This window comes from Nostoc sp., assembly GCF_036919495.1.
In the GTDB taxonomy this organism is placed as follows: Bacteria; Cyanobacteriota; Cyanobacteriia; order Cyanobacteriales; family Nostocaceae; genus Nostoc.
Genome location: NZ_JBALBZ010000130.1, coordinates 1 through 21,660, shown reverse-complemented (window position 1 = coordinate 21,660; position 21,660 = coordinate 1). Strand labels below are relative to the sequence as shown.

Here is a 21,660-nt window from a genome sequence, read left to right as displayed (position 1 = left end):
TCTTTAGTACCTCATGCTATTTAATTTACCAAGCAGCAGTGCTTCGGCTTCGCTGTCTGATAAATCGTCTAAATATGACTCAGTTACAACTTGCTCCTCATGGTTGGTTTTTTCTGACTCCACAGCAGATTCATCAGAAAATGCCGCGATCGCATCTTTAAGTAGATAATCGACAAGCGCTTCGATTGTGGGATAGTCAAAAACTAAAGTTGCAGGTAGAGAACAACTCAGAGTACTTTCCAAACGGTTTTTCAACTCCACCGCCATCAGAGAATCCATGCCGAGATCAAGAAAACCTTGTTGCGGCTCTAATTCCGATGAATCAATCCCCAAAAGCTTAACAAGTTCAGTTTGGATGTGAGCAGTTAAAAGAGTTTGCCGCTCATTTACAGATGTTGCCTCTAACTGTTGTAAAAATTTTGTTCGCTGCAACGATGGTTTTTTATCTATTGCAATGAAAGATTCCAAAAATGGTGAAACCACACCTTCAGGAAATTGTTCGTAGAACTTAGACCAGTTAACTGGCAATACTCCTACCTGGCTTCTATCCTGTCCTAGCAAATTTCCTAATATCTGCAATCCCTGTTCTAGTGGTATTGACTCCATCCCTTGGGCAGCCAATCTCGCTTGGTCGCGGTTTCCCAGACTTGTAGCCATGCCAGCATCTTTCCAAAGTCCCCAGTTGATACTCAATCCTGGTAGTCCCGACGCTCGGCGATAATCGGTTAACGCATCCATGAAAGCATTAGCGGCTGCATAATTTCCTTGACCTGGCGAACCTAATAACGCCGCAGCCGAGGAAAATGTGACAAAGAAATCCAGTTCTAACTGCTGGCTCAATGTGTGCAGAATCCAAGTTCCTTTAACCTTTGCTGCCATAACTTGCTCGAAGGATTTCCACTCCTGCTGTCGGAGAATACCATCTTGAAGCATACCAGCAGCATGTATAATTCCTCCCAGAGGCGGCATCGAGGTTTTAATTTCCTCGAATACTCTAACCATATCGCTCCATTGGGCGACATCAGCTTGAGCGATCGCAACCTTAGCTCCCATGTCTTCCATCTGAGCGATCGCTTGGAGTACTTCAGCTGATGCCTGTTTGCGTCCGGTCAGCATTAAATGCCGCGCCCCTTGCTCTACCATCCACTGCGCTACTTTTAGACCTAATGCTCCCAACCCTCCAGTAATTAGATATGTGCTATCCGATTGCAGCCGCACTGAACGAGCCTCTGGTACTTCGCTGCGGATGAGACGAGCCACATAACGCCGTCCTTCTCGGAAGGCGATTTGGTCTTCCCCTTGAGAATCCCAAATCTCTGCTAACAGATTTACTGCTTCATCTGTGGGAGCATCGGCAGCTAAATCTAGTAGTCCTCCCCACAACTTGGGATGCTCTAAAGCAATAACTTTACCCAATCCCCACAAAGAAGCCTGGGCTGGTGCTTGCAATGAGGATACTGCTGGTACTGCCCCCCTGCTTACTAACCACAAACGGGGCGAAGCGAGGCGTGAGGCAAGAGCTTGTACTAAATGCAGAGTACTAGCACAACCAAGAACCTGAATCTTTTCTATTAAAGGGACGGTTAATTCTGAAGTCAATCCTGCTTCTAAACTCCACAGGTGAACAACTCCTTTTAACGGTAACTTGTTAGTTCCCACTACCTCTTGGAAAAGTCGCTCAAAATCGGCTGGGTTCGATGGGTTAATCCTCCAATTTCCAGGCTGTTTAACTTCATAGCCGTCCCCAGAATAAACCAGAAAACAACTTTCACCCCGCTCTTGTAAAAGATGAGCTAGAGCTTGTCCAACACCCGATCTATCAGCTAAAATCAGCCAGCTACCAGGTTCTTGAGGGTTGATTTGTGTCAATTGCCGGGGCTTAGGCTGCCAACTAACTTCGTAGAGCCAATCTTTGTAAGATACTGCTGTTAATTGTTGTTGATGTTGCTTGGCTAATATTTCTAACAGCTTAGGCAGTACTTTAATTTCTTCTTGGGAAAATTGTGTTGCAGTTTGTAAGTATTTGGCTAGTTCTTGAGTCTCCCCTTGATGTAAAAGATTGAAGATTTGAGTCTGAATACGATCTTGGGATAAAGACTCTGTTTTTGAATGCCCAGTCTTAACTGCTTCAAACCAATAGCGCTGGCGTTGAAATGGATAATTTGGTAACACAACTTGACGACGGGCATAGTCTCGATCAAAACCATTCCAGTCTACGATCGCACCATTAATGTACAATGCCGCTAAACTGTCAAGAATTTGTTGCCAATCTTCACGCCCAGTCCGCAGGCTAGGCAGCCAAGTTCCCTCTCCCTGCGGTAAGCAATAACGACCCATTCCCATGAGTATAGGCTTGGGGCCAATCTCGACAAATATCTTGTAGCCCCTCTGATACAGCGCCTCCATACTGTCTGCAAATCTTACTGGCTGCCGCACATGATTGCACCAATACTCAGGGGTAGCCATTTCATCTGTAATTGGTTGACCAGTGAGATTTGAAATTAGGCTAATTTTAGGTGAAGAGTAGGTAATATTTTTGGCTACTTGCTCAAATTCACCTAGCATTGGTTCCATTAAGGGAGAGTGGAAAGCATGAGAAACTTGTAACTTTTTCGTCGTGATTCCTTGTGTTCGCAGAATGTTGGTAACTGTTTCTATAACGTAGCGATCGCCAGAAATTACTATATTCTTAGGGCCATTAATAGCAGCAATGGCCACTTGGGCATAAGGTTGAATAATTGAGGTTACTAAAGCTTCTGACGCAAACACCGCCACCATCTCACCATCTTGGGGCAATGCTTGCATGAGACGAGCGCGTTCGGCAATTAATTTTAGACCATCTTCTAAACTAAATATCCCTGCAACACAAGCAGCTGCATATTCACCGACGCTATGCCCCATCACTGCATCTGGTTTTATCCCCCAGGATTCCCATAACTGAAATAGAGCATATTCCAGAGCAAACAAGGCTGGTTGAGTGTAAGCAGTTTCATCTAAAGGCGAAGATTTGCCAGCTTCGGGATAGAGAATTTCAACTAAAGGCTGGTTAAGATATGGATGTAGAATTTGGGCGCATTTGTCAATAGCTTCCCGAAAAATCGGTTGGGTATCGTAGAGTTGACGGCCCATACCGACATACTGCGATCCCTGACCGGTGAATAAAAATGCTAGCTTCGGTAACTTCTTTTTCTTTAATTGCCCACTCCTAAGACCGGAAACATCTTCTCCAGCGCCAAAAGCACTCAATTGCTGACACATTTGTACAGCAGATTCACCAACAACAGCCAAGCGATGCTCAAAATGCGATCGCCCCGTATTGCCACTGAAGCAGACATCCGCCAACGATACTTCAGAATGAGACGCAAAGAAATCTTGATACTGTTGTGCTAGTTCCGCTAAAGCCGGAGCAGTTTTCGCCGATAAGGTCAGAATGTGCTGGGGTCGTTCTCTTGAACCACAATCCCCAAATCTAAAATCTAAAATCGGCAATCTAAAATCAGATGGTGCTTCTTCTAAAATTATGTGGCAATTAGTACCACCGAAACTAAAAGCACTGACCCCTGCCAAGCGACTTCCAGAGGAAGACCAAGGCTGTAGCTCAACTGGAATGGCAAAGGGTGTGCCTTCCAGAGAAATATAAGGATTAAGCTGCTTGAGGTGCAGATGGGGAGCAATTTCCCGTTGCTGCATTTGTAAGACCACTTTGATCAGGCCAGCCATGCCAGCAGCACCTTCCAAATGACCAATGTTGGTTTTAACTGAGCCAATCCAACAGGGTTGATCTGGGGAACGACCTTCCATCAGTACGGCTTTAAGGGATTTGACTTCAATTGGATCTCCTAAAGAAGTGCCAGTGCCGTGAGCTTCCACATAGCTAATCTGCGCTGGAGCGACTCCAGCCTGTTCTAGGGCTTGGCGAATAACTGCTTGCTGGGAAGGCCCATTGGGCGCTGTCAGTCCATTACTTGTACCATCTTGGTTAACTGCCGAGCCTCTGATTAGTGCCAAAATGTTGTCTCCATCACGCACGGCATCTCCTAGACGCTTAAGTACGACTACGCCGCAACCTTCTCCTCTGCTATAACCATCAGCACTAGCGTCAAAAGTCTTACAACGCCCGTCAGGAGCCATCATCTGAGCTTGGGAGCAAGAAATCGCAGGCTCTGGAGCCAACATCAAGTTAACTCCTCCAGCTAGGCAGAGATTGGACTCTCTGTTTCGCAAACTTTGGCAAGCTAAATGAATTGCTACTAATGATGAAGAACAAGCCGTATCTATTGCCATACTAGGGCCACGCAGATTCAGCAAGTAAGATAGACGATTGGCGGCAATGCAAGGAGTAGTCCCCGTAGCACTATATGCACCTATCTGGGAAGAGTCTTTGTAGATCAGTTTGTGGTAGTCAGCGTTGGTAACACCGATGAACACCCCTGTTTGGCTACCTGCTAGAGTTTTTGGCACAAGTCCAGTATTTTCTAAAGCTTCCCAAGCTATTTCCAAGACTAATCTTTGCTGGGGGTCTAGATGTTCTGCCTCGCGGGCAGAAATTCCAAAAAAGTTAGGATCAAACAAATCTACTTGATCTAAAAAACCGCCCGAACGGGAGTTCATTTTTCCTGGTGTCGCTGGCTTAGATTCATAAAAGGCGTTTATATTCCATCGTTCTGGTGGTACTTGTGCGATCGCATCTACTCCATCACGCAAAAGATGCCAAAAGGACTCAGGATTTTTAGCTTTGGGAAAACGGCAACCAATGCCAACAATTGCTATGGCTTCCATCAAAATATTATGCCTCTTTTTAACTAATTACTAATTCGTAGTTAAGAATTCAATTACGAATTACGAATTAGGGATTTCCAAGAAATAGATTACCCAAATAAACCTAGACGCCGAGAACACAGAGAACACACAGGAATAAAGGGAAGTAAGTTTTTTGGATATTTTTTATTTGGAAGTCCCTTACGGATTGCTTTAACTTTCTTGAGCTAGAACCGATTTTTTGAACTCTTTAAAAATCGGAATATTGTTTTGAATTGCTTTGTCAATTGAGGCTCCAGCAGCCATAATCTCCATGTTACGGTTGACAGCCCACTGATAGTCTAGGCGATTAAATAATCTCCGCATCAATTCCAAAAGACTTTGATGATATTTAAGTCCGGTTTGATAACCTTCGTGTTCTTGACAGAAACATTTTTCCATCCAATCAAGTGCTTCTTTTGTTTCCATATCAAATAAAGAAGACTTCAAGAGCTTGTAGTAAAATAGCATCAACATCTGGTCATCATAAACACAACGACCAGGTAAGACTCCAGAAAGTCCGCTCAAAAGGTTGCGTTGGATTTGATAGACTATCGAACCAGATATAAATTTCTCGTAAGCAGTTGGCTTAGGAAAATCCTTATACATATCTCTGGCAATGGTTTGAGAGATAGTTGTATGGAAAGCCTCGTCCAATAAGTGGTAATAAGAAACAGCTGTTGGGGCCGGAATATATTCGCCTTTTTGCTCTAACTCTCGGTAATACCTGACATAAGGATATTCTTGATTCTTGAGAATTGCATTAGCCGTATAGCGCAAGGAATAGTACTGACATGCCATAAACGGCGACATACCCCAGTGAACAGTAAAAAACCGTAACCAGTGGCGGGGTGCGATTCGTCCTGCTAATCCATCTGCTGGTGCAGGAATCGGCTCACCTTTTTCTTCTAAATTTCTCAAATACTGAGAGTAATACTGCTTTTTATCGCTCAACATTGTCTTAGCGATCGCGCTTAAGGTATTGTCTCGCTGTATTGAAAAGGGAGAACTTCCTTGACTAGAGGTGAAATACTCTCGCACAGGTTGAGGAATCAACAGACTAAGCCAACTATTATTGTCTTTTGCTGTTTTGCCATAAAGGGAATTACCCAATATGGTTTTGCCGACAATAGCCATTTTCGATTTGTAGCCTATCTTTTGAAAGGTACGAATGTGGTAGCTTTCCTGCTCGGTTTCAAAGTCCAGTTCATCACAAAGTGTTTCATAACCACCAACGGCACGAAAAACACCAGATGTGACCATATTGTAAATACTTGTACTGGCCTCGCTAACAGCAGTATGGTTATAATTGCCAACCCAATAAAGATGGTTAAGCGCTAGCTTTTGGCTGTCAGAAGCCGCATCGTAAAGAGGAGTTCCATAAAGAAGCGAAAGGTCAGGTTTACTCCAATAATAATTGCTGTTTTTGGCGTAATTAAATTCTTGACCCAGTTCTTTAATTTTCTCAGTGTAATCTGAGTCTTGATTATTTTTGTAAGTTTTTTCAATCCGATGGAAGTGCGTTGGCTCCTGCGCTTCTAATGGTTGGAGGGTCTTGTTTACAGTTACCATGATTTTCTCCTGAATGCACTAAATATGAAGAGAATTGAGATTAATTTTTAGCTTTTAGCTCTGAGACTAAATGCTGAACTAGAGCCTCAACAGTTGGGTAATCGTATAGTAAGGTTGGATCGAGTTCACATCCCAACCAATCTTCTAAGTCACCTGTCAAACCGACTGCTGCTGAAGAGTCTAAACCGTAGCGGTCAAAAGGTATTGTGACTTCGATTTCATCTAAATCGACTTCCAGCAAGTCAGCTAGATAAAGGACTATCCAGGCTTGAATCTCTGCTGCTGTTGGGATCTGCTTCAGTGCAACTGTAGATGTGGTATTCAATTCAAGATTCTGCATTGTCATGGTTTAACTCCTTGTCTCTGTAAATGTTTCAACAATCAAATGAAATGCGTTCAATTCTTTACTGCAACCATAGCTGTTTTGGTAGATATTTACATTCCAAATCAAGCTAAAAAACTCTAGAAAATAAATGATCCCGGTATCTGGAGGTAGCTGCCACTACTGCAACTCAGCTATTGGAAATGTATGATAGTTTATTAATCTAACTACCTATAGATAAGCCTCTAGACAGTTTGCAGGTATTTATTTGGGATCGCTTTCTTTTGCCTCTGAAGGGATTTAACAAAACTCATCTTGGATGTCTGCTATTTAGTTGGATTGCTATGAATCTTTTCCTAGATAATCTGATTACTGTTTACAGGTGATTAGTAGGTGTTAACTGCCTTAAAACAGAATCAACCTCTGCTTCTAGATGCTTAAACTTAGCTTTGTTCTGAGGATTCTCACTCCAATCCTCTATCACATCCAAGGTGCCGGCAATAAATGCAGTTCTACAAGCTTGACGGCGAATTTTGCCACTAGAGGTTTTGGGAATACTTCCAGTCTTGATGAGTACCGTAGCGTATATATCCAGTCCATGATGTGCAATCAGTGCTTGTCTGACATTTCCAAGAATTTCTTGAACGTTTAACTTACGTAAGTAACTACGCTCTACCTCCTGAACAATAACAAGTCGCTCGGAACCCTTGAAATCGATTGAAAATGCTGCTCCTGAAGCAGGTTTCAGGGCTGGATGGCTCTTTTCAACAGTCAGTTCAATATCTTGTGGATAATGATTTTGCCCTCTGATGATAATTACATCTTTGAGTCTTCCTGTGATAAACAACTCCCCATCTTGCAAAAATCCTAAATCTCCGGTGCGAAAAAACGGGATTGCGGTTTCACCATCGCTTATATCTGTATCTGCTAAATAGGCACGGAAAGTCTTTTCTGTCTCTTCAGGTTGATTCCAATAACCTTGAGCAACACTGGGGCCTGCTACCCAGATTTCACCCACTTGCTCAGATGCACACATCGTTAAAGATTGAGGATCAACAATGATCGCCTTCTGATCAGAAGGACTTTGCCCACAACCTACTATTGTCTGGGTATTTCCCTGAGCCTCATACTGCTTAACAATTCGGTTTTGCTCTAATGCTGCTTTATCTATATTGCAAGTGATTGGTAAAGCTGTTTTCTCACCCCCGCTTACTATCAAAGTGGTTTCTGCCATACCGTAGCAGGGATAAAATGCTTCTTTGCGAAAGCCACAAGGTGCAAAAGTTGAAGCAAACTGTTCTAAAGTCTCAGCACGGACAGGTTCAGCACCGGTAAAAGCAACCTCCCAACTGCTGAGATCGAGAGTTGCTAACTGTTCGGGTGTCACCTTGCGAATGCAAAGATCATAAGCAAAGTTTGGCCCGCCACTAGTTGTAGCTTTGTAGTGAGATATTGCTTGTAACCAACGAATTGGTTTTTGGAGAAAATCTACTGGAGACATCAGAATGCAAGGAACTCCTAAATACAGGGGTTGCAAGACATTTCCAATGAGTCCCATATCATGGAAGACAGGCAACCAACCAACAACGATAGTTTTGTTTGTATGTCCGAAAGCTTTCTCGATCATCTGCTCGTTATGCAGCAGATTCCCATGACTGATCATCACCCCCTTTGGTGTCCCTGTAGAGCCAGATGTGTATTGGAGGAAAGCTAAGGTATCACCGGTCAATTCCTGCGGTTGCCATGCTTGTGCTAGATCGTTACTCAACTCATCGGTAGCTAGCCAATGCAATCCCGAAATTTCTAAATTCTCTTGATTAGAACTAGTTTGGAGGTTATCTAAAATAGATTTAGAAGTCAGTACAATTTTGGCTTGGGCATCTGCGGCTATTGCCTGCAACCTGGATAATTTTTGATTTCGTCTGGGTGGATATGCAGGAACAGCAATAACGCCGGCATATAAACATCCAAAGAAAGCAGCGATAAAATCTAGACCAGGTTGATATAGAAGCAAAGCACGTTCACCGCCAAGATTTAGAGCCTGGAGACTAGCTGCGATCGCTTGTGCTTGCACATGTAACTCTTCATAAGTCAACGATGCAGCTTCTGTCTCTATACTTTGTAAAAAAGTATAAGCTTTCTGTTCAGACTGATTTTTTGCTCTATAAATCAGCAATTCAACTAACGTTGAAAAATGATGCGGACTTATCACGCTGTTGGAATAAACACTCATTCAATGTGCCTCTATATATTCAATTACAGTTATTTTTTCAGCCAGATATTATCTTGAATCTGCGTCAGGAATTTAGAGCGATCGCATGGTGTCAATAAGACTATCTTATTTCCTAAATATGTTAATTTAATCTCACTAAACCCTGTTTATTAAAAAAGATTTAAGTGATAGGCTTGAAGCTTAGATAATAAATCAAATTACAAATCCTAATTTATTCGTTGCTGATTAACTTTGTTTGTGATCTAAATTAATTTAGATGAGTTCCCCCATTTCACAAATCAGAGATAAATTGTGTTTGTCTTTGATGGATTTACAATTTACAATATAGTCATTCTTTTTATAAGTCAACACACCATTTAAAAAATTTTAACAAATCCCTCTCTTGATATAGATTTAATTATCTTAAGAATATAATTACTAATACTGTCTTTAATTTGCTTTTTTGTCTACTAACAAAAAAGCAAATTACATTGAAATAAACATAATAACCAACTGAACTTATTATGTTTATTTCAATGTAATTTAAGAAAATTATAGTGAATTTTGAATTATTAATTTTTAGGTAACTAAAGCCTCAAAGCAATGATACAAGACTGTTTAACTTCTAAGCTTGGCATCGATACTCTCCACAAGTTTTCCAGATTTTTACTTTGAATCTTACTTTTAAAAACACTTGCTCATCTTTTTTTAATTTGTTTTTAAATGATGACTTAATAATGATTTAACTGTCTATAACATATATTTTTAATCACTCCAATATTTATTTTATATGAAAATTTTATTTCTCCAGTCGAGGATAGGAAAAATAGTATTTACATATTTGTAATTGAATTACCAATATTTGCAAATGCTGACTTATTGTATGTAGTACTTGCAAATCAAATAAGTTAGATTTCCAAGTGGATAATAGGAGTGAATGTTACATTGAAGTTTGTGAAAAATTTCCATTATGTCTAATATTGCAGTATTGCCTATCTGATTTAGAAAGCATAAGCAAACCATGTTTTTAAACGAGAGATTCGACGCCAGATGATCCCAGTCCGCTTAAGTTGGCATACCTACTCACGCGCCGGGTTGATCCAATTGGGTAAAACCACAGACTCAACTCGCTCTTTTGTATTTTGTGCTACACATCTCGATACAAATTTTGCTATCTATCTCTATTAGTGCATCTCTGTACTTACAACTAAGGTTTTCATTAATATTTATTTCCTTCCACGTTTTACCCTCTGCCTTTTTTGTAAAATTACAAGAATGTTCTAAGAATGTAGAGTGCTTAAACGTCTATTTGAGGATCACCTCAGCTCAAATTAAGATAATGAGTGCAAAATGCTTGGTAGAGTTCGTTGGCGCAAATTGCCACAATAAGCCAGCAATAAATCCCCAAGTTCACAGTGAAATAGACTCTGTACATTGGTACAACAGATCCCTCTTGCAAGCCTTAAAGCTTACAAAAAAATGCTTGATAACAGCTTGATTTTGATGAAGAGTTTGTGTCATAATTGTAGTTAGTTGTCATTCATACGCAAAACGGCTGCACAAAAGTGCCGCAGTTGATTCTGAATTTCTCTTGCCCGAGATTTTGCAGAAAATATATATCAAGTTAGCCCGCAAAGGTTAACTTTTTAACAGACTGATAGACAGCTAAACCTGGGATAATCCCTCTGGTATTTTAGGATACTAGGGGGTTCACTCACGGTTTAAGTCAGGGCTTAGTTTTTACCTGCTAACATTTTGGATGTTCCAAGGTAAATCCAGGCTTGATATAGTTTTTAGTTAATTTTTGAAGCAAATCTGCTATTTCAAGTAAACATTACAGCCTTCCTATTTAAAAACAATATCTGTAAATTAAATTAATTCCAATCAGGGAAGACAAGTCTTTTAAAGGCTACAGGTACTATGGCTAGACGAAAATGCCCAACCCATAGGAACTATTCAAGAAATGCAATCACTGCAAAACCTTGAAATGCCTATTAAGTACTTGTTTCAAAGGCTTACCCTGGAAAGTCCAGATTTATACTGTTCATAAAGTCAGCAAAGCAATTTTTTCATTTTTCCCATTTATTTGTGTAGTGTTCAGTGGTATTTGTAAAACCAATTTAAACAATACAGTCATTTGATACATAATGCAACACTTCTTCAGTTAGATTGCTGGTTTAAAAACTTAGCTCTCTACTTTACATCTAAAGGTAGAAGACAAAAGGGATTTATTCCTTTATAATGTCCAAACCAATGAGTCGCAAGTGAAATTAGCCAAGTATTTTAGCCATTCAGTAAAATTTCTGATTTTCTGACTATCACTCAGCGTAGGTCAGAAACTTACACACTTGTTGCATTCTTCACTTAGCATACTGCATTTTGCCTTTTTTACACTAAAACACTTATTTTTTAACTTTTGGATATTTAAAAAGTGTGGCGTGGTATAAATGCGTAATGAGTCAGCCAAAATACGGCTATATATTCTAATATATCTCTATGAGAATAACAAGCAAATTGAGTGTTTAAGCATATCTACTGACTTGGAATAGCACAATGTTTTGCAATGTAGGCGTGCTAAGTAAGGTAATAGCCATTCATTTTTCCAGGTTCATTCGCTTGAGCCTTGCTTGTATGCAACTTAAATGCCCATTAGCTTAATGACGTAAACGGGTATTTTCTCCTTCAACTCTGGTTCAATAAAGCTGAAGTAAACCTTCTATCTATCTGTGACGTAAAAATAGCACTACCAACAGCAAACTTTCCTACCATAATGATTTAAATATTTCTGCACTATGATCTTCCAACACCCAAGCCAAAATTCCTTGCCGGATTAGATCGCTCTGGTGCAAGAGCTTAGTTTCATTAATGTGTATGTGGTTATCACCCACACAAGAACATGTGATGATAGGATTAATGAAATTTTCAGTTTCAGTCATCATCAAAAATGGTACGCACAACTCCAGGGCAAAAGATTCCAATTGATAAACTCCAAACCACGCTGGGAGAATTAGAGAAGCTAGAAGAAAAAGCTAAAGAGGAATTATCCTTACGAGAGAGTATTTACTTTCTGCGTGAACAACTTCAATCGGCATTGAAGAAAGGCTATAGTTATCAAGACCTATCGCAGTTACTGGAGAAGCAAGAAATAAAAGTTTCCGCAGCGACACTTAAGCAATATTTAACTGAGATTGAAAAAGAAAAGCGTTCTCGTCAGCGAGGGGCTAAACCAAAACAAGTTTTATCTTTTGAAGATTCGACTCAGACTTCAACCAAATCATCGGTAACACCAGCAATTATAGGAGTAACAGAGGACTTTCAAAATCCTCCGAAAGATATAGTCCAATTAACAGAGGAGTCCCAAGAGAAGCAATCATTGTCAAAAGGGGGTAAGGATTCTCAGAAAATTGCTAAAAGTACTAGGCGACAAACGCCAAAAACTTCTAAGCCTAGTTCAGATATATTGAGTGAGTTTAATCAGTATTAGAGGTGGGTGTTATGCCAACGATTCATTTGGTAGATGGTGAAAAAGGTGGGGTAGGGAAGTCTCTAGTAACTAGGACAATGATTCAGTACTTTCTAGATAAGAAAATTCCGTTTGTACCAGTAGAAACAGATAGATCAAATCCAGATGTGGCAGGAGTCTATAAAGGAATATGTCAATATGCAGTGTTTAGCGAAAATGAGCGACAGGCTGATAAGGCAGATAGAATATTTGAGATGGCGACAAATAAGCCAGTAGTTGTGAATTTGGCAGCACAATCACATAGAGCAGTCTTTGACTGGATAGAAAGAAATCAGTTAATTGAACTAGGGAATTCTGAGGGAGTGACTTTTTGCAAATGGTTTGTCTCTACAGGAGGATATGATAGTCTTAACTTGTTTGGACAGTCAGTGAATAGCTATGGGGAGAAAATACCTCATATTCTGGTACGCAATTTAGGGCTGTGTGATGATTGGGAACATGTAGATTCAGATGTGAATATACAGAAACTAATCAAAAAATATAAAATTATTGTTATAGATTTTCCGAAACTAGCATATAAAGAAAGAAACATAATAGACCAAAACAGAATGACCTTTGCTGAGGCAAGAGAGAATAAAGAATTTGGAATTATAGGAAGACAGAGAGTAGTAAATTTTCTAAAGCTTGCTTATGCAGAATTTGAGAAGGTAGGTATCTGGGATGAAGAAGTTAAATAATAAATCTTTGGAGGTACTAGATAGCTAGGACTATTGCATTCAAGGGAATCATTCTGACTAGAAAATGAATGACGATTAGCTTAATCTACTTTTCAATAAGGAGAGTTAGCAACATTCTTATCTCTGTTTGCAGCTTGCGGTAAGTTCTACATTGTAGAAAGTCCCTGCTTTGGGATTAATTGAACGCTACTGTTGGATAAAAGCATTAAATGTTGTATTGCTTGTGCCGAATCCAGCTTCAGCACAAGCAGATAAACCTCCTTCGATGGGAATAGGAGATCCGGCCTTGGGACTATATACAATGAATTTATCAACGGTGCTAGTACCGACTGCAAACCCAATAACCTGGCGAATTGTTCGCAAAGCGGCATTATCTAAGGAACCACCAATACTGCCAATACTAATATTAACTGCACGATTTTCAGCAAAGGCCGGCGCACTAATCGACAATACTGCCCCGACAATCATGAAACAGGTGAACTTCTTCATTTTGCTCTCCTCCAAAAAATTGAAAAAATAAAATAATAATTAGGTTTCGACATGGATGAAGTACATCAGAGACGCAAGCCATGTAAAGTTTTCAGATACTAGGGTGTGTGTAAACTACAAAATCTATGATTCTGAACTTTTGGGGATTACTTCAGCATTAGGTCTTTCCTTTTCTGAAAAATCTTAATTTCTTAAAAATTCTTTATAAAATCCTCTTTGCAGACAGACCCCTGGCTGTCTATCTAATTGGTGTTGTTCACAGGTAAACTGAAAAAACATTTATCAACAGCCATTCTGGCGTGAGACTACTATTAGTTCGGTTGCACTCTTAGATAAAATTGCGTAGCCACAAACTTAACATCTCTCTTGGTCGGATTTAAGTCCTCTACTACCTTATGTAGATAGGTAAAAAAAGTGGAATAACTATTTATTAGTAGCACTTATGCTTAAGAACTATGCAGCGATCGCTTGAAAGCTTTGGTATCCATTTTTCAGACCTCATACACGCTAGAAGTATGGCAAATTAAGGACTATTGCGTTCTTGCTATGATGTAATCTGCGATCGCCATTAGAGGTTGTGCCTTTGCTCCAAAATCAACAAGTTCAGCTTTGGCTAGGTCAACTAATTCTTGGCTCTTGCGTTTTGATTCCTCAATACCCCATAAACTGGGATACGTCACTTTCTGTGCCTTTTGGTCTTTGCCTGGGGTTTTACCGAGTTCTTCTTGTGTCCCAATTACATCCAAAACATCATCAACAATTTGAAAAGCTAGACCAATGTAAGAAGCATAGGAAGAAAGCTTTTGCAGAACTTCGTTGTCAGCTTTCGCTAGCATTGCACCTGAGAGAATGGAAGCTTCGAACATTGCTCCTGTTTTGTGAGCATGAATAAAGTTGAGAGTTTCGATGTCAATATTCTGCAATCCCTCAGATTGTAAATCAACAACTTGACCGCCAACTAGACCTGTTGCTGCTACTGCATGAGCCAACTTAGCAACAACCTGCAATAACTGCTGGGCAGCAACTCCTTTGGTTTGAACCACAAGAAACTCAAAGGCGTAGGCTAAAAGCGCATCACCAGCTAGAATAGCGATGTTTTCGCCATAAATTTTATGGTTAGTTAACTTGCCACGTCGATAGTCATCATTATCCATTGTGGGTAAATCGTCATGGATCAGAGAAAAGGTGTGAATCATTTCCAGCGTACAAGCAGTAGGCATCGCCATCTCGACTGTGCCTCCAACCAGTTCACAACAGGCAAGACATAGAATCGAGCGTAGGCGCTTTCCTCCAGCTAGCAGAGAATAGCGCATGGATTCGTAGAGTATTTCTGGATAGACTACAGTGATTGATTGTTCAAGCGCTGCTTCAACTTGCGATCGCCGTTCTGATAAATAAGCTTTAAGGTCAAAGGTAGTTTCTTTAACAGATGACCATTCAAAGATTTGAGTATTCACCATAAATAATTCATTTTTAAGATTACAGTACTACACTTAATCGACAAAATTTGGTTTGAGGGAACTATCAAACAACGCTCTACTTATTTCAAAGACAGCAATTTGTCACGACGGCATTTAATTTAATCACTATAAATAAAAGTCAGGTTTACCCTTCCCTCAGCGTCCAATTTCGACATCTTCCAGGATGCCAAGTGCATCGGGAATGAGTATAACTGCACTGTAGTAGGCGCTGACAAGATAAGAAACGATCGCTTTTTCGCTGATACCTGAAAACCGCACAGACAAACTGGGTTGGTATTCATCAGGGATACCTGTTTTGTGTAGACCTATCACCCCTTGGTTTTCTTCTCCAGTCCGGAATATCAAAATAGAGCTAGTACCCTCTTTAGTGATCGGAATTTTGTTACAAGGAAAAATCGGATAGTTGCGCCATGCAGGTACAATCTTTCCGTTGACCTCCGTGCTTGGAGAATAGATTCCACGACGGTTACACTCCCGGCCAAAAGCAGCGATCGCACGAGGGTGAGCTAGGAAAAAATGGGATTTGCGCCGCCGAGAGAGCAATTCATCAAAATCATCTGGAGTCGGTGGCCCGGTGCGGGTAAAGATGCGTTGCTTGAGATCGGCATTGTGCAACAATCCAAAATCACGATTATTCAGCATTTCGTATTCTTGCCGTTCTCGCAACGCTTCGATAGTCAGCCGTAATTGTTGCTCCGTCTGGTTCATGGGTTCGTTGTAGAGGTCAGCAACCCGTGTATTCACCCGTAAAATGGTTTGAGCGAGGCTTAACTCATATTCCCGTGGTTTCAAGTCATAATCAACAAATGTTCTGGGTAACTCAGTTTCCTGACTATGACCTGCGGCCATAGCGATCGCCGCTTGATTATGCCTATCCTGGGGTTTGCTCAATATAGCTCTAAAGCGATCAACCTGAGTCTGCAACGCTTCAGACTGGTTCATCAACTCCCGAAACGCCTGTACCGGCAAAGACAAAACTATGCAGCGCGTAACAGCTTTCAGGCTAACCTCCCAAGTTTCCTGAGACAGAACTATAGCTTCGCCACCAAAACAATCGCCATCAGCTAAGATATCCCGTAAAGCTTCCGCTTCATATTTGCCTGCCTTCAGCTTATTAACCTTACCATGAGCAATTAATAACACCTGGTTAGCTGGTTGACCTTCCTGTACAATTACCTCACCAGGGGCAAATTCTTGTTGTACAAAGCGGTCTGCTAAAGCGTTGAGTACCTCAATATCCTCAAAACCACGCAGTAAAGATAGTTCACAAAGAGCTTGGGGAATGACCCGCACCTGGGCCCCTGTATTGGTAAAGCTGACCTGTCCGTTACCGACATCATAAGTCAAGCGACGATTAACCCGATAGGCTCCACCCTTAACTTGCACCCAAGGCAACATCTGTAACAACCACCTGGGGGTAATGCCTTGCATCTGGGGCGGAGTTTTCGTGGTTTTGGCTAAACTCCGCGCCCCTTTTGTGCTTAAGCTCATCTGGAGTTGCCTGTTTTCTCGGTCTAAATTGGGCCTAATCAAAGCATCTGTCATAAAGTTAACGTTTCATGCAACTAAATTTACATTCCTAAGAGAGAGCATCGGAGAGTAAGAGCGAACGACGGTTCGGTTAGTGATATTTTGCCCTTGAAGATCCCCCCAACCCCCCTTCGGGGGGATATTAACCGAACCGTATTAGGGACTTCCAAGAAATAAATTATCCAAATGAACGAACCACAGAGACGCAGAGAACACAGAGATAGGAGAAATAGAGAAGATTTTTGCGTCAGTTTTGGGATATTTTTTTATTTGGAAGTCCCTTAGAGGATATCCGACTACTTAGTACAGCATTTCATTAATTCGTAGCGAATTAAATTTGACAATGCCAATGCATCGACTGGCAATACCAATGCATCGACTGACAATGCCAATGCATCGACTGACAATGCCAATGCATCGACTGACAATGCCAATGCGTCGCCTTGCATTAAAAACGCTATGATTTTACGCAAAGCTAGTACTTATAAACCAATTTCTACATCTTCAAGGATGCCTAGTGCATCAGGAACAAGAACGGCTGTAGAGTAGTAAGCACTAACCAAGTAAGAAATAACGGCCTTTTCGTTAATACCCATGAAGCGGACAGACAAACTAGGCTGATATTCATCAGGAATGCCAGTTTTATGCAGACCAACGACACCCTGGTTGCTTGCTCCCACACGCATTAACATGATCGAGCTAGTACGCTCTTTCGTAACGGGAATCTTATTGCAAGGATAGATGGGAATGCCACGCCAAGCCGGAATTGCACTGTTACCCATAGGGATAGGGTTGGGATAAAGTCCAAGGGCGTTGCATTGCCGACCAAACGCGGCAATGGTGCGGGGATGAGCTAAGAAAAAGCTCGGTTCTTTCCAAACAATGGAGATCAATTCATCAAGATCGTCAGGAGTTGGAGGGCCGCTGCGGGTAAAGATGCGTTGTTTGAGATCGGAATTGTGTAACAGTCCGAAGTCACGATTGTTAACCATTTCGTGTTCTTGGCGTTCCCGTAATGCTTCAATGGTGAGGCGCAATTGTTCCTCAGTCTGATTCATGGGTTCGTTGTAGAGGTCAGCAACCCGCGTATTGATTTGCAAAACGGTTTGAGCGACACTTAACTCATATTCTCGTGCATTGAGTTCATAATCGGCAAAAGTTCCAGGTAATACTGCCTCTGCAAAGTGGCCGGAGGTAATATCAATCGAGGCTTCCCCGTATTGGTTTTGGGGTTGGCGCAATTTTTCCCTGAATTGATCCACTTGCGTTTGTAAAGCTTCAGACTGGTTAACCAGGTTTTGAAAAGCTGCTTGAGGCAGAGACAAGATGGTGCAACGGGTAATGGCTGTGAGAGTCACATCCCAAGTATCCTGGGATTCGACTAAAGCGTAATCACCAAAATGATCGCCATCGGCTAATACACTCAAAACAACGCGATCGTCATACTTGCCTGCGCCAATTTTGTTGACTTTACCATGAGCAATCAGCAATACTCTATCAGCTGGTTGACCTTCTTGGATGATCACATCACCCGCAGCAAATTCTTGTTGTACAAATTGACTAGCTAAGGCGTTTAACACCTCGACATCTTCAAATCCCCGAAATAAAGGTAACTCAGTGAGTTCTTGCGGAATGACCTGTATCAGGGCCCCTGTACTAGAAAAACTGACTCGTCCATCCCCAACTTCATAGGTTAAGCGGCGGTTGACCTGATAGCTACCCCCCACGGTTTCTACCCAAGGCAGTAGTTTTAAAAGCCACCGTGAGGTAATTCCCTGCATCTGGGGTTGGGTTTTGGTGGTGCCTGCCAATTTCCGCGCCGCTTCGGTCTGCAAAGCCATTGGCAGTTGCTCAATTAGATTTTCTAGGGGAGTGTTTGCTGTATTAGTCATGATGAATCTCCATTGGTAATGTTTGTTGACAAGTTATTTGATTGGCCGGAATAGGGACTCAGATTGAGCTAACCTTTCCTTCCTAACAGCGTTCCGATTTTGGTCGCTGAAGTCCCTAACCCTGTCGGACTACTCAGTACGTTCTGCACTATTGGCTGAACATTGGTTTGAGTTGTTTTCTGGCCAATACTTGGTCTAATCTGAGTCGCGGCAGTGCCTAAGCCTGTAGGGCCTTGGAGTAAACGTTGTTCTGTCGAGTTATTCCGCAATTCAAATTCCTTATAGCGGTCTACTGCCCTATGCCACTTGAGTACGCCGCACATCCACTGTTCCAGTTTCTTGACGTAACCGTACAGTTTCTTCCGGGCACTGGTATCCAGGTTGAAATCGTCACACAAAATAGGGAGTTCAGTCGCAACGATATGTTCAAACTGAAGGGCACGAGAGGTCATCAGGTCGTTAACAATGGCGACGGACTGGGGGATATTGCAGTTAAGGAAATTTTGAACCGCCAGTACACCATTATTAATCTCGCCCTCAAATTCGATTTCTTTCTGGTAAGAAAAAATATCGTTCGTCAAACAGGCGAAATCGGCGGCTGAATTCTCGATATTCTGCATGGTTCGAGTGCGGAATATCTCTGATGGGATCTCGTCCCCTTGGGATAGTCGAGACAGGCTCATGGTTAGATCAGAGCCAAAAGTCTTACGGCGCATTTCCACATAGTCTATGGGGTCGGGAATGCGATTTTGGATTTGGTTAGCTAGTTCCCATAGCCAACTTTCGGTCATATCCTCGATCGCCTGACGAAACTGGCGGCGAGCATTAGCTGTCATCGGCCCAGCCGTCCGCGCCCAAATATCCGCTAAACCCCGTTCAACTGGGTTCGTTGGTTCGGGAATAGGACTCCCATCAAGGGGCATAAAGGCTGATAACCGAGCGTTGAAAACTTTTGCTCCTGCCATATTTCGGTTATAGCCATACAATGCCGGAAAGTAGTCATCGGCATAGGTTCCCCAAACGAGCCAACAAGCTGTGATATTCAACTCAGGACTAGATCCATTGGGATGAATATAGGCACCGCATAAAGCTACGTCGGCCACATCGAATTTGTGGTTATCCCAGATGTAAATGCTGGGCATCCCTGGCAGTACATCCAACATCCCCATTTGACGCGCCCATTCCTTAGAATGCCGCCGAGCCTCTCCTAAATGAGGATTCAAACTGGTGGAGAAGGGCATATAAAACTGTGGCAGAGTTACTGGCCCTACAGGTTGATAGAGGACATGAGTAAAGCTTTTAAACCGTTTTAGTCCCAAACTATCGTACAAAGCTCCTAGACGGGCTGCCGATGTGCCTAGTCCAGTCGGGCCGCCTAAAAACCAGCTTGCTGTCGAAGATTTGTCTGATGTCTGGTTCATGTAGCGGCTCGATCTCATGTGCCACTCATGCCCCCCTGACTGCCAGTCCTGAAGTCCTTTGGCATATAGGACTACTTTCAGACGCTCATCGGGACTCAAACTATATTCCTCGAACAAGGAAGGAAGCTCTGTGACAAAGGTGTTCTCGAACTGTTGCACCCTAGATGTTAGTAAATCGTTAGTGAGATTGGCCGCCTCTTGGGTACTCACATCCAGGAATCGTTCTAAAACCAAGATACAGTTAGCATTTTCCCCTTCTTCTTCCACTTCTCTTTGGTAAGAGAAGATGTCATTTCGCAGATGTACCCCATCAGAAAAGGTGTCTTTGAGGACACGCATTGGTCGAGTCGGCGCGATCGCAGCCGGAATGTCTGCCCCAACCGCGTGTTCCACTAGGTTAGCTGACCAAGGCGCTCCCCCCACCTTACGGCGCATCTCAATGTACTCAATGGGGTTAGCAACTCGATTTTGGCTGATATTGGCGAGTTCCCACTGAGATTCTTTGAGAAGATTGATGGTACTCTCAGAAAACCGGATTACCCAGTCTTGGGAGGCATTGGGGATGGTGCGATCCCAGAGGTCTACTAAACCCCGTTCTACGGCATTGGTGGGTTCTGGCGGCGTTTTTTGGGGCTGCACAGGCATAAACGCTGGTAGTCCATTAAGGTACTTCTTAGCCCCGGCCATATCTTGGCTACGCTTGTAAAGTTCAAGGAAGTGATCGTCAAAGAAAAATACCCAAACATACCAGTCAGTTACCAGATTGAGCATAGGTTCATCGGCATCTGGATGGGTATAGGAACACAATAACGCATAGTCATGGGCATCAAACTTGCGCTCATCCCAAATCCCATAATCTTCCGATCCCTTTGCCCCACCCAAAATCCCCATTTTATAAGCCCAAGCTTTAGAATGTACCCGTGCCGCTTCCAGGTTTGGGTTCAGCCGTGCCGACCAAGGTACATAAAAACTCGGTAACTCAAAAGGTTGCTTGCTTGAAGTCATTGTACATTTAAATAAATCTATCAGTTTAAGCTCATTGTCTTGATTCAAGTCATGTTAAATTGGCGTGCTAACATCGGTTTTCGCTGATAGGGAGTAGGACGCTTTTCTAGGATATTTTTTGCGTAAGCTAACCCTATAGAGGCTCATTATTAGCGCCAGTGTGACCTTAACTGAGAGGTTTGTGATTGCGCCCTTTTACTAGCTTCGCAAGACGTGATTAACCTCTATGTGGTCAGACAAGGAATCATGTTGTCCTTAACGGATGGAACTTTCACCCACATCCACTAATCAGTTATAAGAGTTTCAAGGTTCTAACTTTAATTTCTCACCTAGAGCTATGAATTTACTTTTGAATCACTTTGCTTGTGGCATCTGACAATAAAAAAACAGCAAATTTACTGTTTTTTTACACTTAGATATCTTCTTAGGACTATGGCGAAGATGCAAGGACAGTTAAGACAGTTAAGACAGTTAAGCTAACATTCAAATAAACTTTATTTAACAGCTTTGTTGCTTTATATTAACTTTACAATGTCTTGCTTACTATAAACATTCCTCTACATAAAGTCATAACAAAATGGCATGCTTGTAAAGCTCTAAGCCATGCAGAATAATAATTACAACCACCGATATGGAAGTTACCAGTGGGAGCATCCCATTTTTGCAAAGACATTAGATAGCAAGTTGACCATTGAGGTAGGCACAGCGAAGTTGTAGTATGGACGGCACATTGGCAGGA

At 41.9% G+C, this 21,660-nt stretch carries 12 protein-coding genes and 2 pseudogenes; 2 read left to right on the top strand and 12 right to left on the bottom strand.

Going from position 1 to position 21,660, the window contains the following annotated elements:
- Window positions 1-3 precede the first annotated feature (3 nt).
- From V7K25_RS17970 to V7K25_RS31650, 6 genes and pseudogenes are all read right to left on the bottom strand, one after another.
- Window positions 4-4,779 (bottom strand): type I polyketide synthase, encoded by a 4,776-nt coding sequence (locus V7K25_RS17970; RefSeq protein ID WP_335159884.1) that lies wholly within the window; start codon window positions 4,777-4,779, stop codon window positions 4-6.
- A 192-nt stretch (window positions 4,780-4,971) separates the two neighbouring features.
- A complete protein-coding gene (locus tag V7K25_RS17965) occupies window positions 4,972-6,369 on the bottom strand; it encodes a hypothetical protein (RefSeq protein ID WP_335159883.1) in 1,398 nt (465 codons plus the stop codon).
- 40 nt (window positions 6,370-6,409) lie between these two features.
- Window positions 6,410-6,715, bottom strand: a complete 306-nt coding sequence (locus V7K25_RS17960; RefSeq protein WP_335159882.1) for an acyl carrier protein — start codon at window positions 6,713-6,715, stop codon at window positions 6,410-6,412.
- A gap of 352 nt (window positions 6,716-7,067) precedes the next feature.
- Window positions 7,068-8,924, bottom strand: coding sequence for a fatty acyl-AMP ligase (locus tag V7K25_RS17955; RefSeq protein WP_335159881.1), 1,857 nt, complete (start codon window positions 8,922-8,924; stop codon window positions 7,068-7,070).
- A 2,473-nt stretch (window positions 8,925-11,397) separates the two neighbouring features.
- A pseudogene (locus V7K25_RS31655) lies at window positions 11,398-11,502 on the bottom strand (IS1 family transposase); the annotation flags it as partial.
- A gap of 147 nt (window positions 11,503-11,649) precedes the next feature.
- Window positions 11,650-11,728 (bottom strand): annotated as a pseudogene (locus tag V7K25_RS31650) (IS1 family transposase); the annotation flags it as partial.
- Between the two features lie 119 nt (window positions 11,729-11,847).
- Here V7K25_RS31650 and V7K25_RS17950 point away from each other — a divergent pair.
- On the top strand, window positions 11,848-12,387 hold the full coding sequence (locus V7K25_RS17950; protein ID WP_335159880.1) for a hypothetical protein: 540 nt from the start codon (window positions 11,848-11,850) through the stop codon (window positions 12,385-12,387).
- Between the two features lie 11 nt (window positions 12,388-12,398).
- Window positions 12,399-13,103, top strand: a complete 705-nt coding sequence (locus V7K25_RS17945) for a mobilization protein (RefSeq protein ID WP_335159879.1) — start codon at window positions 12,399-12,401, stop codon at window positions 13,101-13,103.
- 186 nt (window positions 13,104-13,289) lie between these two features.
- On the opposite strand, the gene V7K25_RS17940 is transcribed toward V7K25_RS17945, so the two are convergent.
- The 6 genes from V7K25_RS17940 to V7K25_RS17915 all read right to left on the bottom strand — a co-directional run bounded on the left by V7K25_RS17940 (window position 13,290) and on the right by V7K25_RS17915 (window position 20,921).
- Window positions 13,290-13,592, bottom strand: a complete 303-nt coding sequence (locus V7K25_RS17940) for a hypothetical protein (RefSeq protein ID WP_335159878.1) — start codon at window positions 13,590-13,592, stop codon at window positions 13,290-13,292.
- Between the two features lie 530 nt (window positions 13,593-14,122).
- Window positions 14,123-15,052 carry a geranylgeranyl diphosphate synthase CrtE gene (gene crtE, locus V7K25_RS17935; RefSeq protein WP_335159877.1) on the bottom strand — a complete coding sequence of 310 codons (930 nt, stop codon included), beginning with the start codon at window positions 15,050-15,052 and terminating at the stop codon, window positions 14,123-14,125.
- A 156-nt stretch (window positions 15,053-15,208) separates the two neighbouring features.
- Window positions 15,209-16,618 carry a family 2B encapsulin nanocompartment shell protein gene (locus V7K25_RS17930; protein ID WP_335159876.1) on the bottom strand — a complete coding sequence of 470 codons (1,410 nt, stop codon included), beginning with the start codon at window positions 16,616-16,618 and terminating at the stop codon, window positions 15,209-15,211.
- A gap of 281 nt (window positions 16,619-16,899) precedes the next feature.
- Complete coding sequence (locus tag V7K25_RS17925) at window positions 16,900-17,052, bottom strand: hypothetical protein (protein ID WP_335159875.1); 153 nt, start codon at window positions 17,050-17,052, stop codon at window positions 16,900-16,902.
- A gap of 33 nt (window positions 17,053-17,085) precedes the next feature.
- A complete protein-coding gene (locus V7K25_RS17920) occupies window positions 17,086-18,495 on the bottom strand; it encodes a family 2B encapsulin nanocompartment shell protein (protein WP_335159874.1) in 1,410 nt (469 codons plus the stop codon).
- A 68-nt stretch (window positions 18,496-18,563) separates the two neighbouring features.
- A complete protein-coding gene (locus V7K25_RS17915) occupies window positions 18,564-20,921 on the bottom strand; it encodes a family 2 encapsulin nanocompartment cargo protein terpene cyclase (RefSeq protein WP_335159873.1) in 2,358 nt (785 codons plus the stop codon).
- Between the last annotated feature and the right edge of the window lie 739 nt (window positions 20,922-21,660).

Excerpts from the sequence above, each read along its gene's own strand:
- V7K25_RS17965 (WP_335159883.1), bottom strand. The coding sequence starts at position 6,369 with ATGGTAACTGTAAACAAGACCCTCCAACCATTAGAAGCGCAGGAGCCA.
- V7K25_RS17970 (WP_335159884.1), bottom strand. The coding sequence starts at position 4,779 with ATGGAAGCCATAGCAATTGTTGGCATTGGTTGCCGTTTTCCCAAAGCT.
- V7K25_RS17915 (WP_335159873.1), bottom strand. The coding sequence starts at position 20,921 with ATGACTTCAAGCAAGCAACCTTTTGAGTTACCGAGTTTTTATGTACCT.
- V7K25_RS17925 (WP_335159875.1), bottom strand. The coding sequence starts at position 17,052 with ATGCAAGGCGACGCATTGGCATTGTCAGTCGATGCATTGGCATTGTCA.
- V7K25_RS17960 (WP_335159882.1), bottom strand. The coding sequence starts at position 6,715 with ATGACAATGCAGAATCTTGAATTGAATACCACATCTACAGTTGCACTG.
- V7K25_RS17920 (WP_335159874.1), bottom strand. The coding sequence starts at position 18,495 with ATGACTAATACAGCAAACACTCCCCTAGAAAATCTAATTGAGCAACTG.
- V7K25_RS17955 (WP_335159881.1), bottom strand. The coding sequence starts at position 8,924 with ATGAGTGTTTATTCCAACAGCGTGATAAGTCCGCATCATTTTTCAACG.
- V7K25_RS17930 (WP_335159876.1), bottom strand. The coding sequence starts at position 16,618 with ATGACAGATGCTTTGATTAGGCCCAATTTAGACCGAGAAAACAGGCAA.
- V7K25_RS17950 (WP_335159880.1), top strand. The coding sequence starts at position 11,848 with ATGGTACGCACAACTCCAGGGCAAAAGATTCCAATTGATAAACTCCAA.
- crtE (WP_335159877.1), bottom strand. The coding sequence starts at position 15,052 with ATGGTGAATACTCAAATCTTTGAATGGTCATCTGTTAAAGAAACTACC.
- V7K25_RS17940 (WP_335159878.1), bottom strand. The coding sequence starts at position 13,592 with ATGAAGAAGTTCACCTGTTTCATGATTGTCGGGGCAGTATTGTCGATT.
- V7K25_RS17945 (WP_335159879.1), top strand. The coding sequence starts at position 12,399 with ATGCCAACGATTCATTTGGTAGATGGTGAAAAAGGTGGGGTAGGGAAG.